At 74.4% G+C, this 14,999-nt stretch carries 14 protein-coding genes and 1 tRNA gene; 7 read left to right on the top strand and 8 right to left on the bottom strand.

The window, feature by feature from the left end:
* Positions 1 to 74 precede the first annotated feature (74 nt).
* Positions 75 to 941 carry an NAD(P)H-binding protein gene (locus tag OG245_RS21915; protein WP_371625186.1) on the bottom strand — a complete coding sequence of 289 codons (867 nt, stop codon included), beginning with the start codon at positions 939 to 941 and terminating at the stop codon, positions 75 to 77.
* Between the two features lie 155 nt (positions 942 to 1,096).
* Positions 1,097 to 1,170: transfer RNA gene (locus OG245_RS21910), tRNA-Met, on the bottom strand.
* 203 nt (positions 1,171 to 1,373) lie between these two features.
* Between OG245_RS21910 and OG245_RS21905 the strand changes: the two genes are divergently transcribed.
* On the top strand, positions 1,374 to 3,602 hold the full coding sequence (locus OG245_RS21905) for an acetate--CoA ligase family protein (protein ID WP_371625185.1): 2,229 nt from the start codon (positions 1,374 to 1,376) through the stop codon (positions 3,600 to 3,602).
* Positions 3,593 to 4,528: an enoyl-CoA hydratase/isomerase family protein gene (locus OG245_RS21900; RefSeq protein ID WP_371625184.1), complete on the top strand. Its 936-nt coding sequence runs from the start codon at positions 3,593 to 3,595 to the stop codon at positions 4,526 to 4,528. The genes OG245_RS21905 and OG245_RS21900 overlap by 10 nt, the downstream gene beginning before the upstream one ends.
* A 57-nt stretch (positions 4,529 to 4,585) precedes the next feature.
* Here the strand turns inward: OG245_RS21900 and OG245_RS21895 are convergent, their stop codons facing one another.
* Both OG245_RS21895 and OG245_RS21890 read right to left on the bottom strand, forming a co-directional pair.
* On the bottom strand, positions 4,586 to 5,521 hold the full coding sequence (locus OG245_RS21895; RefSeq protein ID WP_371625183.1) for a pyridoxamine 5'-phosphate oxidase family protein: 936 nt from the start codon (positions 5,519 to 5,521) through the stop codon (positions 4,586 to 4,588).
* Between the two features lie 44 nt (positions 5,522 to 5,565).
* Positions 5,566 to 6,021 carry a VOC family protein gene (locus OG245_RS21890; protein ID WP_371625182.1) on the bottom strand — a complete coding sequence of 152 codons (456 nt, stop codon included), beginning with the start codon at positions 6,019 to 6,021 and terminating at the stop codon, positions 5,566 to 5,568.
* A 168-nt stretch (positions 6,022 to 6,189) separates the two neighbouring features.
* Here OG245_RS21890 and OG245_RS21885 point away from each other — a divergent pair, with 168 nt between their 5' ends.
* On the top strand, positions 6,190 to 6,777 hold the full coding sequence (locus tag OG245_RS21885; protein WP_371625181.1) for a CGNR zinc finger domain-containing protein: 588 nt from the start codon (positions 6,190 to 6,192) through the stop codon (positions 6,775 to 6,777).
* Between the two features lie 210 nt (positions 6,778 to 6,987).
* Here OG245_RS21885 and OG245_RS21880 read toward each other — a convergent pair whose 3' ends face one another.
* Complete coding sequence (locus OG245_RS21880) at positions 6,988 to 7,602, bottom strand: ABATE domain-containing protein (RefSeq protein ID WP_371625180.1); 615 nt, start codon at positions 7,600 to 7,602, stop codon at positions 6,988 to 6,990.
* A 185-nt stretch (positions 7,603 to 7,787) separates the two neighbouring features.
* On the opposite strand from OG245_RS21880, the gene OG245_RS21875 reads away from it, so the two are divergent.
* Both OG245_RS21875 and OG245_RS21870 read left to right on the top strand, forming a co-directional pair.
* Positions 7,788 to 8,399, top strand: a complete 612-nt coding sequence (locus OG245_RS21875) for an HPP family protein (RefSeq protein ID WP_371625179.1) — start codon at positions 7,788 to 7,790, stop codon at positions 8,397 to 8,399.
* Between the two features lie 99 nt (positions 8,400 to 8,498).
* The gene (locus OG245_RS21870; RefSeq protein ID WP_371627947.1) at positions 8,499 to 9,110 is read left to right on the top strand and encodes a flavin reductase family protein; all 612 of its coding nucleotides are present in this window, start codon (positions 8,499 to 8,501) and stop codon (positions 9,108 to 9,110) included.
* A 97-nt stretch (positions 9,111 to 9,207) separates the two neighbouring features.
* Here the strand turns inward: OG245_RS21870 and OG245_RS21865 are convergent, their stop codons facing one another.
* Positions 9,208 to 10,224 (bottom strand): saccharopine dehydrogenase, encoded by a 1,017-nt coding sequence (locus OG245_RS21865; protein WP_371625178.1) that lies wholly within the window; start codon positions 10,222 to 10,224, stop codon positions 9,208 to 9,210.
* Between the two features lie 81 nt (positions 10,225 to 10,305).
* Between OG245_RS21865 and OG245_RS21860 the strand changes: the two genes are divergently transcribed.
* Positions 10,306 to 10,896, top strand: a complete 591-nt coding sequence (locus tag OG245_RS21860; protein WP_371625177.1) for a TetR/AcrR family transcriptional regulator — start codon at positions 10,306 to 10,308, stop codon at positions 10,894 to 10,896.
* Position 10,897: 1 nt separating this feature from the next.
* Here OG245_RS21860 and OG245_RS21855 read toward each other — a convergent pair whose 3' ends face one another.
* Together OG245_RS21855 and OG245_RS21850 are read right to left on the bottom strand one after the other, a co-directional pair.
* A complete protein-coding gene (locus OG245_RS21855; protein ID WP_371625176.1) occupies positions 10,898 to 12,220 on the bottom strand; it encodes an MFS transporter in 1,323 nt (440 codons plus the stop codon).
* Between the two features lie 297 nt (positions 12,221 to 12,517).
* Positions 12,518 to 13,897: an MFS transporter gene (locus OG245_RS21850; protein ID WP_371625175.1), complete on the bottom strand. Its 1,380-nt coding sequence runs from the start codon at positions 13,895 to 13,897 to the stop codon at positions 12,518 to 12,520.
* Between the two features lie 73 nt (positions 13,898 to 13,970).
* Here OG245_RS21850 and OG245_RS21845 point away from each other — a divergent pair, with 73 nt between their 5' ends.
* The gene (locus OG245_RS21845; protein WP_371627946.1) at positions 13,971 to 14,996 is read left to right on the top strand and encodes a GlxA family transcriptional regulator; all 1,026 of its coding nucleotides are present in this window, start codon (positions 13,971 to 13,973) and stop codon (positions 14,994 to 14,996) included.
* Positions 14,997 to 14,999 lie beyond the last annotated feature (3 nt).

Here is a 14,999-nt window from a genome sequence, read left to right as displayed (position 1 = left end):
AGCCGCCCCGGCGGGGTGAAAGCGCGGCGGGGTGAAGGCGTGGCGGGCCGCCCTCACCCCGGCGCCCCGCGGGCTCAGCCCCAGGCGCCCCGCGCCGCCGCGTCCCGGACGAACGCGGCGAAGTCGCGCGGCTCCCGGCCGAGCGCCCGGCGCACCCCGTCCAGGACGGGTGCCTCCGCGCTCGTGGTGATCGGGCGCAGCGCGTCGGTCCAGAGGCCGGCCTCCACGTCCTCGAAGCCCTGGGCGACGAGCCCGGCCCGGAAGGCGTCCGTGTCGACGCGGACGTACGCGGCGCGCTTCCCGGTCTCCTTCGCGATCTCGTCCAGGACCTCGTCCATGCCGAGGGCGCGGGGGCCCGAGAGGCCGTACTCCTGGCCCGCGTGACCGTCCTCGGTGAGCGCGGCGACGGCCACCTCCGCGATGTCGTCGGCGTCCACGAACGCGGCCTTCCCGTCCCCGGTGGGCAGGGCCAGTTCACCGGCGAGTACGGCGTCGAGGAAGACGCCCTCGCTGAAGTTCTGGGCGAACCAGCCGGGCCGCAGGATCGTCCAGGTCACCCCGGAGGCGCGTACGGCCCGCTCGCCCTCGCCGTGCGGGCCGCCGTCCTCGTAACCGGGGCCGAAGAAGCCGGGCACGTCCGTGCCCCGGGCCGAAAGCAGCACCAGCCGCCGCACCCCGCCGGCGACGGCCTGCTCGACGAAGGCGGGTGTCGGGGAGGGCGTGGTGTCGAGCGGGGTGATGTAGACGGTGGCGACCCCGTCCAGGGCTGCCGCCCAGGTGGTGAGGTCCGCCCAGTCGAACAGGGTGTCGCCGGACCGCGAGGCCGCCCGGGTCTCCACGCCCCGCTCACGGAGCCGGGCCACCACCCGGCGGCCGGTCTTGCCGGTGCCGCCGATCACGAGTACGGGTTCCTGCGCGGAGGTCGTGTCTGTCTGAGTCATGGCCTCAGCCTCGCCCGACGGGGCGGCCCCCGCCCATGGCTCAGTGACCGGGAAGGATGTCCGAGCGTCCGGCGGAGGAGGCACTCGGCGTTCGGCCGGGGAGAACGACCGAGGCCCGGATCCACAGGGATCCGGGCCTCGGTCGTGTTCTTCAGTAGCGGGGACAGGATTTGAACCTGCGACCTCTGGGTTATGAGCCCAGCGAGCTACCGAGCTGCTCCACCCCGCGTCGGTGAACACCACCCTACGCCACGCCATGCCCCTCCGTGACCACGCGCGGCTCCGGCCGCACCGTCACCCGGCGCTCACAGGAGCCTTTGCCTGCACACCCATTCCTGACGCAGCGTCAGTTCAGTAAACTGACAGTGTGTCAGCTAACCGGCCGGCCCTGCCAGTTCACCGGTGGGCCATCGAGCAGGAGTGGGCGGAACGATGCTTGGATCGACTCACGGCACCCTCACCACCGACTTCCGTGCCCGGGTGGTGGCCTGCGGCGAGGAGCCGCACGCCGCCGTCGTCAGCCTGCCGACGGCCTCGGCCCGGGGCGGTCTCGACGTCAGCGGGCGACCGCTGCACCTGACCGTGCCCGACCTGGACCGCTTCTTCCGGCCCCGGTCCGTGGCCGTCGTCGGCGCCTCGGACGCCGAGGGCCGCCCCAACACCGGCATCACCCGGCAGCTCATCGCCTGGGCCGACCGGGTCGGGGCCCGGCTGCACCCGGTGCACTCGACCCGGCGGACCGTGTTCGGCCGGGAGTGCTTCCCCTCGGTCGCCGACGCGCCCGGGCCGGTCGACCTCGCGGTCCTGCTGGTCGCGGACCCGCTCCCGGTGATCGAGGAGCTGGGCGAGGCCAAGGTGCCCTTCGCCGTCGCCTTCGCCTCCGGGTTCGCCGAGACCGGGGAGGCGGGCGCGGAGGCCCAGGCCCGGCTGGCGGCGGCGGCGGAGCGCTCCGGCCTGCGCCTGCTCGGACCGAACACCAACCTGAACGCCTTCGAGAGGTTCCGGGAGGACCTCCAGGGCCCCGCCATCGCCCTGATCACCCAGTCCGGACACCAGGGCCGCCCGATCCACGCCCTCCAGGAGCTGGGCATCCGGCTCTCGCACTGGGCCCCCACGGGCAACGAGGCCGATCTGGAGACCGCCGACTTCCTCGCGTACTTCGCCCAGCTCCCCGAGGTCGGGGCCATCGCCTGTTACGTCGAGGGGCTCAAGGACGGCCGCGCCTTCCTGCTCGCCGCCGACCGGGCCGCCCGCGCCGGGGTCCCCGTCGTCGCCGTGAAGGTGGGCCGCACGGAGGCCGGCGCCAGGACCGCCGCCTCGCACACCGGCAAGCTGACCGGGGCGGACGAGGTGGTGGACGCCGCGATGCGACAGTTCGGGGTGATCCGGGTGAACGGCCTGGACGAACTCCAGGACACCGCGGCCCTGCTGGCCCGCGCCCGCCCGCCGCAGGCCGAGGGGGTCGCCGTGTACTCGATCTCCGGCGGCACCGGCGCGCACTTCGCGGACCTGGCGACGGCGGCGGGCCTCTCGCTGCCCGCGCTGTCGCCGGAGAAGCAGGACGAGCTGCACACCTGGATACCCGACTACCTGAACGTCGCCAACCCCATCGACAACGGCGGCCACCCGGTCGGCGACTGGCGCGGCCGGAAGATCATCGACGCGATCCTCGCGGACCCGTCGGTCGGGGTGCTGATCTGCCCGATCACCGGCCCGTTCCCGCCGATGAGCGACCGGCTCGCCCAGGACCTGGCGGACGCGGCGGAGGCCACCGACAAGCTGGTCTGCGTCGTCTGGGGCTCCCCCGTCGGCACCGAGGACGCCTACCGCACCACCCTGCTGGGCTCCTCCCGCCTCGCCACCTTCCGTACGGCGCGCAACTGCGTCACCGCCGTGAAGGCCTATCTGGACCACCACCGCTTCACCGACCGCTACCGCTCCCCCTTCGAGGACGCCCCGCGCACCCCGTCGCCCTCCTTCCGCAAGGCGCGGGGCCTGCTCCGGCCGGGGCAGCAGCTCAGCGAGCACGCGGCGAAGCAGCTCCTGCGCGCGTACGGGATCCGGGTGCCGCGCGAGCAGCTGGTGACCAGCGCGGCGGCGGCGGTCCGGGCGGCGGGCCCGGTCGGCTACCCGGTGGTGATGAAGGCCTCCGGGCCCCGGCTCGCCCACAAGACGGAGCTGGGCCTGGTGAAGGTCGGCCTCACCTCGGCCAGCCAGGTCCGCGACGCCTACCGCGAGCTGACCGACATCGCCCGGTACGAGTCCGTGGACCTGGACGGCATCCTGGTCTGCCAGATGATCGACCGGGGCGTCGAGATGATGGTCGGGGTGACCCACGACGCGCTCTTCGGCCCGACCGTCACCGTGGGGCTCGGCGGCGTCCTGGTGGAGGTGCTGCACGACGCGGCGGTACGGGTGCCGCCGTTCGGCGAGCGGGACGCCCGGGACATGCTCGGCGAGCTGCGCGGCCGGGCCCTGCTGGAGGGGGTGCGCGGCGGGCCGCCCGTCGATGTGGACGCCCTCGTCGAAGTGGTGCTGCGGGTGCAGCGTATGGCCCTGGAGCTGGGCGACGACCTGACCGAGCTGGACATCAACCCGCTGGTGGTGCTGGGGCGCGGGCAGGGCGCGGTGGCCCTGGACGCGCTGGCGGTGTGCCGGTGAGCGGGGAGGCGGCGGGGGCCGCTCCCGAAGCCGGGGGCGCCCCCCGGGCCGGGGCAGAGACCACTCCCCAGGCCGGGGCCGCCCCCCGGGACGCGACGGAGGCCGCCACCGAAGCCGGGCCCTGGACCGCCTCCCGGGACGCGACGGTCCTGCACTCCCTCGACGGCGGCGTCTCGTGGATCACCCTCAACCGGCCCGAGGCCATGAACGCCGTCACCTGGGACCAGCGGGAGCGGATCATCGGCCTGCTGGCCGAGGCCTCCGCCGACCCCGCCGTGCGGGCCGTCGTGCTCACCGCCACCGGCCGGGGCTTCTGCGCGGGCGCCGACCTGCGCGGCGCCCCGGCCACGGCGGGCGAGCGGGTCCCCGGGGACGTCGCCCGGACGATCCGGCTCGGCGCGCAGCGGCTGATCGCCGCCGTGCTGGACTGCGAGAAGCCGGTGATCGCCGCCGTCAACGGGACGGCGGCCGGGATCGGGGCGCATCTGGCGTTCGCGTGCGACCTGGTGCTGGCGGCCGACACGGCGAAGTTCATCGAGGTCTTCGTACGCCGGGGGCTCGTACCGGACGGCGGCGGCGCGTATCTCCTGCCCCGGCTGGTGGGCCCGCAGCGCGCCAAGGAGCTGATGTTCTTCGGGGACGCGCTGCCTGCGGCGGACGCGGAGCGGCTGGGCCTGGTCAACCGCACCGTCCCGGGCGGGGAGTTGGAGGCCCTGGCCAAGGAGTGGGCGGGCCGGCTGGCGGTGGGCCCCACCCGGGCCCTCGCCCTGACCAAGCAGCTGGTGAACGCCTCGCTCGACGGCGACCGGGCCACGGCGTTCGCGGCGGAGGCCGCCGCCCAGGAGATCAACATGACCACGCGCGACGCCACCGAGGGCGTGGCGTCCTTCGTCGAGCGCCGGTCGCCCGAGTACCGGGGCCGCTGAGCGGGCGCACCGGCCGTGCGGGGCGGACCGGGTCGGACCGGGTCGGTTCGGTTCGGTTCAGCCGGCCACCGGCGGGTTGCGCCGGTGGAATTCAGGGTCCGACCAGCGCAGCGGGGAGGCGGCGGCGATCTCCCGTACGGCGGTGACCTCGAATTCCACGAGGCGCTCCGCCCCCGGGATCCGCGCCACCGCGTCCCCGTCCCAGACGGTGCGGGCGGAGCCGGTCAGGTGGAGGGAGGCCCCGGTGTCCCAGTCGGGCACGAGGAGACCGGCGGCCGGGTTGAGTTCGAGGTTGCCCAGGGTCAGGAACATGCCGTTGCCCGCGTAGTCGGGCCAGCGCAGCAGCCGGGGTGTGAGCACCTGGACGAAGCCCGGATTGCCGCCCCGGTGCGAGGCGTCGGCGTCGCCCCGGTCGGACGCGGTGGCGACGAAGAAGGTGTCGGCGGTCCGCAGCGCCTCCTGCTGCGCGGGGCTCAGGGCGTCGCCGTCCGGGACCGCGATCCGCTGACCGGCCTCCTCGCGCGGGGCGATCCGGCGGTGCCGGCGCACCTGGATGTACTTGGGGCAGTTGGCGACGGCCTGGTCGAGGTCGACGCGGAGCCCGTCCCCGGCACGGACCGCCCGGCCGTTCATCCGCATCCGGCGCCGGGTCTCCGGTTCGATGCCGATCATGCCGATCCGGGCGGGAGCCGCCCCGCCCGTGCCGGCGCCGGACAGCAGGCCGGCCAACGGGTCGCCGGGCGGCGGCAGCGCCCCGATGATCAGGGTGTCGGGCGCGGGAACGCTCAGGAATCCCGGTTCGCCGGAGAGCTGGGTCGCCCAGATCCGCCCCCGTTCGTCCGCGCCGCCCACCACCAGGAAGGGCTGCCGGACGAGGAAGTCCGCCGCCACCTCGGGGATGTCGGAGCGGATGGCCCGCCCCGCGCCCGCCGCCCGCCGGGCGAGACCCGCCCGCTCCTGCACGGCGACCTCACCCCGGTGATATCCGCTCATGGCCCCGCCCTCCTGCCGCTCTGCCGCTCTGCCGCTCTGCCGCTCTAGAAGAATCCGCAGGTGGGAGCACCGGCGGTAGGGGCATCCGCCGGGTCCGCCCCGGTCGGCGCGTAGACCTCCAGGCGGATGCCGTCGGGGTCGGTGAAGAAGATCCCGCCCGAGGTGCCGCTCTCGCCGTGCGGCACGACGCCCTCGTGGGCGAACTCCGTGCCCAGCCCGCGCAGGACCTCCTCCGTGGCTCGGACCTCCTCGACGGAGTCCACCTGGAACGAGAGGTGATGGAGACCGGGAAGGGCCGTCGCGAACGTGCCTTCGCTCTGCTGCCACAGGGTGACCATGAGCCGGGGGCCGCGCCCCAGGAAGATCCAGCGGCGATCGGCGTCCTTGCCCTCGGCCAGCACCTCGAAGTCGAAGACCTCGCGGTAGAAGGCGGCCGAGCGTTCCAGGTCGGTGACGTTGAGCCCGACGTGGCCGGTCTGGAGATTCTTCGCCTTGCCCATGATCGATCCCACTCCTTCGTCCGAGGTCGCGAGATGATCCCGTAACCATTGACACCGCATTTGAAGGTTAGAACCGAGATGCAGTCCAGGTCAACCGGTGATCTTCATTTGGCTGGTTATGATGGACGGATCAGTCATCCCCGCCCGCGTGACGGAAGGAGCCCACCCGTGTCGCACTCCCCCGGTGCGGACCCCCGGCCGCTGACCGGCGAGCCGCTCGCCCTCGACCTGCTCAACACCCGCTGGATCGACGGGGACGGCCCGCACGACCTGCTGGACTCCGCGGCCGGCCTCGCCGTCTGGCTGAACAGCCCTCCGGTACGCGAACACCTCGGGCCCGCACCGGCCCCGGCCGCCGACCGCGTCACGCTGGAGAGGCTGCTCCTCGCCCGGACGGCGCTCGACAGCCTGGCCGCCTCGACCGGCCATCAGGATCCGGCCACCCCCGAGAGCGCCGACCGACTGAACGAGGTCCTCGCCCACGGCCGCATCCGCCACGCCCTGGGGTCCGACGGGCTCCCGGAGTCGGTGGTGGAGGTGGACGACCCGTCCTGGGCTCCGGCCTGGTACGCGGCGGAGAACTGGCTGCACCTGGTCGCGGACCGGCCCGACCGCATCCGCCCCTGCGCGAACCACGCCTGCGTCCTGCACTTCTACGACGTCTCCAAGAACGGGACGCGCCGCTGGTGCTCCATGGCGGGCTGCGGCAACCGGGCGAAGGCGCAGCGCCACTACGCCCGGCGCTCCGGGGCCTGAAACCGCCCCTCCGCGCCGTCGCCCTCAAGCCTCCGCGCCGCCGCCGCTAAGGGCTGTCCCGCAATTCCCGGTGGATCGGCGCGCGGCGTCGGATGCGGTGCATCGCACGGCGGAGGGACGTCCGCATACGAGATGTATGGGGACGTTCCGACAACTCGGCGAGGTGCCGTAGCTGTCGTCGCGCGCCCGCCGGGAATCGCGGGACAGCCCTTAGGCCTCCCGCGCGGCCCCGCCGTCCCGGGCGCGCCTGCTGTGGCGGGCGACCCTCACCCGGTTGCCGCAGCCCACCGTGCACCACTCCCGGCGGGCGTGGGTCCGGACGAAGTAGAGGATGCAGCCCGGTGCGGGGCAGGCCCGCAGACGCTCCGCGGCCGGGCCCGAGAACAGGTCCACGGCAGCCGCGGCGATCTCCCCGAGGGCCTCCCTGCCGACGTCGTCCGCAGCGGTGCGGACGACGGAGCGGAAGTCCGGCCCCGGCGCCAACTCCGGCCAGCGCGCGGCCGATCGCGCGAGGGTGTTCACCACGGCGAGCGGATCCGCCCCGGGGGCCGCCCCGGACGTACGCGCCGCGGCCAGCGACCGCAGCGCCCCGCGCAGCTCCAGGAACTCCTGATACCGCACGGGCGGGACGGACTCCACCCCGTGCAGCCTCTTTGCCAGGGCGTCCGGGAAGCGGTCACGCCGCGCGGCCAGCCAGCCGCCCACGGCCCGCGGTCCGGCGGCGAGCGCGTCCATCCGACGCCCCCGCACCCCGCCCCTCACATACGTGGTGTTGACCAGCTCCAGAGGCAACGGCTCGCCCGAGAGCGGCAGTTCACCGGCCACCGGTCACCCCCGCCCGTCCACGACACCCTTGTCCACGCCCCCATCCTGCCCCGGACCCCGGCCGGGGAGAACCGTCCTCCACCACACATCCGCACACCTCCGCGCGCATCCGCGGAGCACCCCTCGGCCGAGCTAATGCGAGAATACCCCTCCATGCGTTAGCTGACCGCCGAGGAAGGAACCCCGTGCCCGAGACCCCCGCCCCCGAGCTCACCGCCCCCCACCTCGCCGCACCTCGTCCGGTCGCGGCGCGCCGCCTCGCCTCCGCCGTACGCCGGGCGGCTCCCCTGCCGACGAGCAGGGCGCCCACACGACCACCGCTCGCGGCCATCGCCAGGGCGACGCTCGGCGGCTCGGTCGCTCTGCTCCTGCTCGTGGCCATCGGCGGCCCGCTCGGCCACCCCCTGCTCATACCGCCGCTCGCGGCCAGCACCGCCCTGGTCTTCGCCGCCCCCACGCTGCCGCTGGCCCAGCCCCGCAGCGTGATCGGCGGGCAGCTCGTCTCGGCCGCCGTGGGTTTCCTGACGCTCGCCGTCGCCGGCGGATCGGCCTGGGCCGCCGCGGTCGCGGGCGGCCTCGCGATCGGCGCGATGGCGCTCACCCGCACCGCGCACTCCCCCGCCGCGGCCACCGCGGTCATCGTCGTGATGACCCAGCCCGCGGCCACGACGTTCCTCCTCCTGCTGCTCCTGGCCACCGTGCTGATCACGGGCACCGGCTTCCTGGCCGCACGCGCGGGCCGCCGCTCCGGCACGGACGGCTCCGGGGCCGCCCCCTACCCGGCCTACTGGTGGTAGACGCCCGGCCCACCGGTGGCAGGCGCCGCCCCCGGCGGAGGAACCCTTCACATCTGACGTTCCGTCAGTTCTAATGTTCCCGTGATGGGACACGCAGGCATGGCCGCCACCGCCGTCCGGTACCTCAGGTCCGTCGGCGCCGCCACGACAGCCGCACCGGGGGGACCTGCCGGGACGCTGCCCGAGGCACTGCCCCGGCCGGACCTGAGAGCCGTCCGGGACGACGAGCGGCTGCCCGTGGCCCCGGAGGAGTTCCGGCGCGTGCTGGGCCACTTCGCCAGCGGCGTCACCGTGATCACCGCGCACGACGCGGACGGCCCCGCGGGCTTCGCCTGCCAGTCCTTCGCCTCGCTGTCGCTGGACCCGCCGCTGGTGTCCTTCATGGTCGCCCGTACGTCGACGACCTGGCCCCGCATCGCCCGCGCCGGGGCGTTCTGCGTGAACATCCTCGGGGCGGAACAGGGCGCGCTGTGCCGGGGGTTCGCGGTGAGCGGCGCCGACAAGTTCGCGGGCGTGACCCACGCGCCCGCCCCGGCCACCGGCTCCCCGCTGCTGGACTCCGTGCCCGCCTGGATCGACTGCCGTGTCCACGCCGTCCACACCGGCGGCGACCACCTCATCGTGGTCGGCCGGGTGGAGGCGCTGGGGGCGACGGACGAGGGCGAACCCCTCCTGTTCCACCGGGGGGCGTTCGGCCGGTTCAGCCGCTGAGCCCGGACCTTCGGCGGCCACGGAAGCCACGGCGGCCACGGCGGCTGCTGCGGTTACGGCCGAGAGCGGCCCGCACCCGCCCGCTTCGGCCTCCCGGTCAGACGCCGGGCGCGTCGACGAAGGTGGCGCCGATCTCCGCCAACCGCTCGGCCGCGTAGGCCGGGTCGAGCAGGGTCTCAGGTGTGCGGATGCCCGGCGGGACGCGTTCGCCACGCAGACCGAGCTGCCGCTCGACGCCGAGGGCGATGCCGAGCGCGGTCAGGGGACGCTGCCCCGCCGGGTGGACGAGGTAGCGGCTCGTCCTGAGCGGCGCACCCGTCGGACCTGTCCCTTCCAGGTCGATCCGGATCTCGATGGAAGCGCGGTCGCCGCGGCGCCGGGCCGCGGATTCACCGACCGCCATGTCGAAACGGACGTTCGGCGCGCCCGTCGCGAGGGCGAGGCTCGGCACGTCGAGGATGGCGACGCTCCGGCCGGGCAGGACGACGCCGTCGACAGCGCGCACCTCCGCCTGGACCTCGGGGTCGTTGACCCAGGTGAAGACACCGTCACGGCGCACCGTCCCCGCCGTGGTGGCGGTGGACCACCGCTCCAGGTCCGCGGCTCCCGCGGGTCCGCCGGTGTCCAGCTCGTCCAGCACGGCGCCGATCCGGACGGTGTCGACCCGGCGGAACTCCCCGGCCAGCTCCAGCGCCGCGAGGACGACGACGCCGGCGCAGAAGTGGCTGGCCACCAGGATCGACGAGGCGTTCGCCCGCCGCGCGCCCGCGACGACCTCCGGCGCGATCTCCACCAGGCCGCTGGAGATGCTGAGGTAGGGCAGCCCGTGGTCCTGCGCGTAATGCAGTCCGTTCAGGCGGTCGTCCCACAGCGCGGCGACCACCGCGGAGAAGTGGTGGCCATGCTCGGCCGGAAGGCCGAGATCGCTGCGCCGCAGGTCGATGGTGACGGCCGTGGCGGCACCGAGTCCGTCGGCCACCCGCCGCGCGCGGCCGATATCCCGCCCCGCGATCGTCAGCGGCAGCCCCGGGTGCCACTGCCGCAGGAGCACGGCGGCCCCCGAGCCCGCCTGCCCCGAACCACCCAAGATCAGTACCGGCTTCAACTTTCCCATCACAGGTCCCCGCCTCCCTCAAGCTACATTTTGTAGCCTACGTTTTGTAACATAGCCTGGAGAGCGACACAACGGAGGACCATGGCCACCACCTCGGCCCGCCTGTCCAAGCAGGCCAGGCGGGAGCAGCTGCTGAACACCGCCGTGGCGATCGTGCGCCGGCAGGGCACGGACGGTCTGACTCTGGTCACCCTCGCGGAGGCGGCCGGGGTGAGCAGGCCGATCGTGTACGACCACTTCGGCACGCGCCCCGGCCTGTTGCTCGCGCTCTACCGAGGCCTCGACGAACGCCACCGAGCAGCGATCGCACAGGCGTTGCGGGAGGCCGGACCCAGCGCCGACGAGGTCGCCCGCCTGATCAGCACCGCGTATTTCGCCTGCGCCACGGACATGCCGGAACTCGCCGCCGTATCCGCGGCGCTGAAGGGCGATCCGGAGATGGAGGCGGTCCAGCGCGAGCTGCTCGACAGGTACACGGACCTGGTAGCCGCCGCGCTGCTGGAGCACTCCGAGCTGCCTCCCGCGGCCCTGCGGCTGCGGTGCGTCGGCGTGCTGGGCGCGGCCGAGGCGATGGCCGCCGAGCTGAACCAGGGGCGGGCATCCGCCGAGGACGCGGTCGCCACCCTGACCGACCTGATCGTGGGCAGCCTCGCCACCCGGACGGGCCGTTGAATCACCCGGGTCCGAGCCGGTCCTCGCCCGTCCGCCTGCGGATCACCAGCGACATCAGCGCCGCCATCGCGCACAGCGCCCCCGCCGCGTACCAGACCACGTCGTAGCGGCCGAAGACATCCCGCGCGACCCCGCCGAGGAACGCCACCACCGCCGCACCCACCTGGTGCGAGGCCAGCACCCAGCCGAAGACGATCGCGCTGTCCTCGCCGTACTGCTCGCGGCAGAGCGCCAGCGTCGGCGGGACCGTGGCGACCCAGTCCAGCCCGTAGAACACGATGAAGAAGATCATCGGGGGCTCGACCTCGGCGCCGATCAGCATCGGCAGGAACAGCAGGGAGATCCCGCGCAGCGCGTAGTAGACGGCGAGGAGCCTGCGGGCGTCGAAGCGGTCGGTGAGCCAGCCGGAGAAGATCGTGCCGACGATGTCGAAGACCCCGATCACCGCGAGCAGCGAGGCAGCCACGGGTACGGGCATGTGGTTGTCGTGGGCGAACGGCACGAAGTGGGTGCGGATCAGGCCGTTGGTGGACGCACCGCAGATCGCGAAGGCGCCCGCCAGCAGCCAGAACGGGCCGGTGCGGGCCACGTCGAACAGCACCCGCACCGTCCGGCGTGCGGCGCCCCGGGCCGGCGCGGGCTTGGGCACGAAGTCCCCGCCGTACGGGGCGAGCCCCACATCGGCCGGGTGGTCGCGCATCAGGAGCCAGACGAACGGGACGACGACGAGGGCGGCCAGGGCGACGGTGACCGAGGCGGGCCGCCAGCCGTGTTTGTCGACGATCCAGGCGCAGAGCGGGAGGAAGACGAGCTGCCCGGAGGCCCCCGCCGCGGTGAGGACGCCGGTGACCAGGCCCCGGCGGGTCACGAACCAGCGGTGGGTGACGGTCGCGGCGAACGCCATCGCCATGGACCCGGTGCCGAGGCCGACGAGGAGTCCCCAGTAGATCATCAGCTGCCAGGAGGCGGTCATCCAGACACTGGCGACCGCCCCGGCCGCCACCATGGTGAGCGCGATCGCCACGACCCGCCGGATGCCGAAGCGGTCCATGAGCGCGGCGGCGAACGGCGCGGTCAGCCCGTACAGCGCCATGTCGATGGAGACCGCGAGCCCGATCTCGCCCCGGGTCCAGCCGAACTCGGCGTGGAGCGGGTTGATGAGCAGTCCGGGCAGGGAGTTGAACGCCGCACCGCCGATGATCGTCACGAAGGTGACGGCGGCGACGAGCCACGCCCGGTGGACGCGGGGGACGCGGGGTCCCCGACGCGCCTTACGGGGCGGCCGCCGGTCGTCCAGGGCTGCGCTGTCGAGGGTCTCGGTCACGTGGACCAGCTTCTTGGTCCGCGCCCTTCGTCACGAGTGGCCTGAGGGACACGGTTCGCAGGAATCGGGCCATGGCCCGGCGCGCGGAGGGCCGGAGCCCCGCCCGTGGCATCGCCGTCGTCGGTCGGCGGGGCCGGGGGGAGGGGGCTGCCGGGCCCCGGCGTGGACGGACCTGACGACGGCCGCCACCGCCGCGACCGCGCGACCCCCAGCGCCGCGACCGCGCGGCCCCCACCGACGCGACGGCGCGGCCCCCGGCGGCGCGAACCGTGTGCGCCGGGGGCCGCGCCGATGGCTTCATCCGAGCCCGATCCTCCTGAGCTGCCGGATCGGCCGGGCCACCAGCAGCACCGCCACCACCCCCATGTTGATCACGGCCGCCGCCACCAGCAGTTCGGGCGCCCCGACCGCCTCGGCCACCGGGCCCGCCAGCGCGCGGCCCGCCGCGACCATCAGGAGCGAGCCCGCCACGTCGTAGGCGTGCAGCCGGTTCAGGGCCTCCGGCGGGACGTGCGTCTGGACCGTCGTGGACCACATCACCAGCCAGAACGCGGCCGACCCGCCCGCCAGCAACTGCCCCGCCGCCAGCACCGGCAGCGGCATTCCGAGCGCCAGCACCAGCAGGCTCACCGCCACCAGCGGCAGCGCCACCGCCCCGGCCGCCAGCGGATGCGAGGGGCGCAGCCGCAGGGCGAGGAGGCCGCCGACGACGCTGCCCGCCCCGTTGACCGCCATCAGCATCCCGTACGCCCCCGAGCCGTGCGCCTCGGTGACCAGGACGGCGGTCAGCGGGAGCATCGGGCCGAGGACCGCGAAGCCGTACACCGTCCAGACCGCGATCACTCCCCACAGCCAGGACCGGGCCCGGAACTCCCGCCACCCGTCGACCAGTTCCGCGGCGAACGTGCCGCGCGCCGCGTCGTCGTGCGGGGCCGGGGCCAGTCGCATCAGGAAGAGGCAGGCCCCGGAGACCGCGAAGGTCGCCGCGTTCGCCGCGTAGACGGCCCCGGCGCTGGCGAGTCCGACGAGCGCCCCGGCGAAGGCGGGCCCGGCCATGGTCATCAGCGCCTCGGCCACCCGCAGGACGGCGTTGGCCCGCTGGACGTCGGTGGAGACGCGCGGCACGGTCGAGGCGACGCCGGGCTGGAAGAGCGCCGCGCCGACGCCGGCCACCGAGCTGAGGACGTACACCGCCCACAGCGGCGGGTTGCCCGTCGCGAAGGTCACGGCCAGCACGGAGGCGCCGATCAGCCGCAGGACGTCGGCGATGATCATCATGCGGCGCGGGGTGAACCGGTCGGCGAGCACCCCGCCGAACAGCACGAACACCGCCAGCGGCCCCATCCAGGCGGCGAGCGCGAAGCCGACCGAGGAGGCGGGCCGCCCCGCGCCCAGCAACCCGGCGGTCAGGGCCACCGGGATCATGCCGTCGCCGAAGAGCGCGACCGTACGGGCCACGAAGAAGTAGCGGAAGTTGCGGTTCCAGAGCCGCGCGGGGCCGGAGCCGGAACCGAAGGAGGACCCTGCGCCCAGGCCCGTCCCGGTGGGGCCGCCCGGTCCGCCGGGATCGAGCGGGGGCAGCGTCGGGAGCGGGTTCGGGTCCGGGAGCGGGTTCGGGGTCGTTCGGGTGTCGCGCGCGGCGTCGGGAAGGGACGCGCGCTCTGTCGGCTTCTCCATCACGTCGCTAACCTGTACCAGCTTGTGGTCTATACCACTACAGCAATTTCCTGTGATCTTCGAGGAGGCCGTCGTGCAGCACCGCGTCGTCGTTCTGGCCCTCGACGGGCTGCTCCCCTTCGAGCTGGGCATTCCGCAGCGGATCTTCGGCCGCAGCCTCGGCACGGAGGCGGGAGGGAAGAGCGGGAAGCTGTACGACGTGGTGACCTGCTCGGTCCGTCCGCCGGGCCCGGTCCGGACCGACGCGGACTTCTCCATCCTCGTGGAGCACGGCCCGGAGGCGCTCGCCACCGCCGACACGGTGGTCATCCCCGCCTCCTACGAGCTGGGACCGGTCTTCGAGGAGGGCCGGCTGACCGAGGAGCTGGCCGCCGCGCTCGCCCTGGTCCGGCCCGGCACCCGGATGGTCTCCATCTGCACCGGCGGTTACGTCCTGGCGGCGGCCGGCTACCTCGACGGCCGCCCCGCCACCACGCACTGGTCGTCCGCCGAGCACTTCCAGCGGACCTTCCCGCAGGTCCGCGTCGACCCGGACGTCCTGTTCATCGACGACGGCGACGTCCTCACCTCCGCCGGGGTCGCCGCCGGGATCGACCTCTGCCTGCACCTGGTGCGCCGCGACCACGGGACGGCCGTCGCGAACGAGATCGCGCGCCGCACCGTCGTGCCCCCGCACCGGGACGGCGGGCAGGCCCAGTACATCCACCGCCCCGTCCCCGAGCCGCAGTTCGCGACCACCACCGGCGCCCGGGCCTGGGCGCTGGCCCGTCTCGACCGGCCGATCCTGCTGCGGGACATGGCGGAGCAGGACGCGATGAGCGTACGGACGTTCACGCGCCGCTTCCGCGAGGAGGTCGGGATCAGCCCCGGCCAGTGGCTCACCCAGCAGCGGGTGGAGCGGGCCCGGCACCTGCTGGAGTCGACGGACCTGTCCATCGACCAGGTGGCCCGCGACGCGGGCTTCGGCACGGCGACCTCGCTGCGCCAGCACCTCCAGGCGGCGCTGGGCGTGCCGCCGACGGTCTACCGGCGTACGTTCCGTTCCTCGGCGGACCCCGCGCCCCGGGGCCCGCGCACCCCGGTCCGGGGGCGCCCGTAGGAG

Source organism: Streptomyces sp. NBC_01116, assembly GCF_041435495.1.
Taxonomy (GTDB): domain Bacteria; phylum Actinomycetota; class Actinomycetes; order Streptomycetales; family Streptomycetaceae; genus Streptomyces.
This window is presented reverse-complemented; position numbering and strand designations above follow the sequence as displayed.

What these genes read in the sequence shown, in the direction of transcription:
- OG245_RS21915 (WP_371625186.1), bottom strand. Translation starts at nt 941, where the DNA reads ATGACTCAGACAGACACGACCTCCGCGCAGGAACCCGTACTCGTGATC.
- OG245_RS21905 (WP_371625185.1), top strand. Translation starts at nt 1,374, where the DNA reads ATGCTTGGATCGACTCACGGCACCCTCACCACCGACTTCCGTGCCCGG.
- OG245_RS21895 (WP_371625183.1), bottom strand. Translation starts at nt 5,521, where the DNA reads ATGAGCGGATATCACCGGGGTGAGGTCGCCGTGCAGGAGCGGGCGGGT.
- OG245_RS21890 (WP_371625182.1), bottom strand. Translation starts at nt 6,021, where the DNA reads ATGGGCAAGGCGAAGAATCTCCAGACCGGCCACGTCGGGCTCAACGTC.
- OG245_RS21870 (WP_371627947.1), top strand. Translation starts at nt 8,499, where the DNA reads ATGGCCGCCACCGCCGTCCGGTACCTCAGGTCCGTCGGCGCCGCCACG.
- OG245_RS21865 (WP_371625178.1), bottom strand. Translation starts at nt 10,224, where the DNA reads ATGGGAAAGTTGAAGCCGGTACTGATCTTGGGTGGTTCGGGGCAGGCG.
- OG245_RS21860 (WP_371625177.1), top strand. Translation starts at nt 10,306, where the DNA reads ATGGCCACCACCTCGGCCCGCCTGTCCAAGCAGGCCAGGCGGGAGCAG.
- OG245_RS21850 (WP_371625175.1), bottom strand. Translation starts at nt 13,897, where the DNA reads ATGGAGAAGCCGACAGAGCGCGCGTCCCTTCCCGACGCCGCGCGCGAC.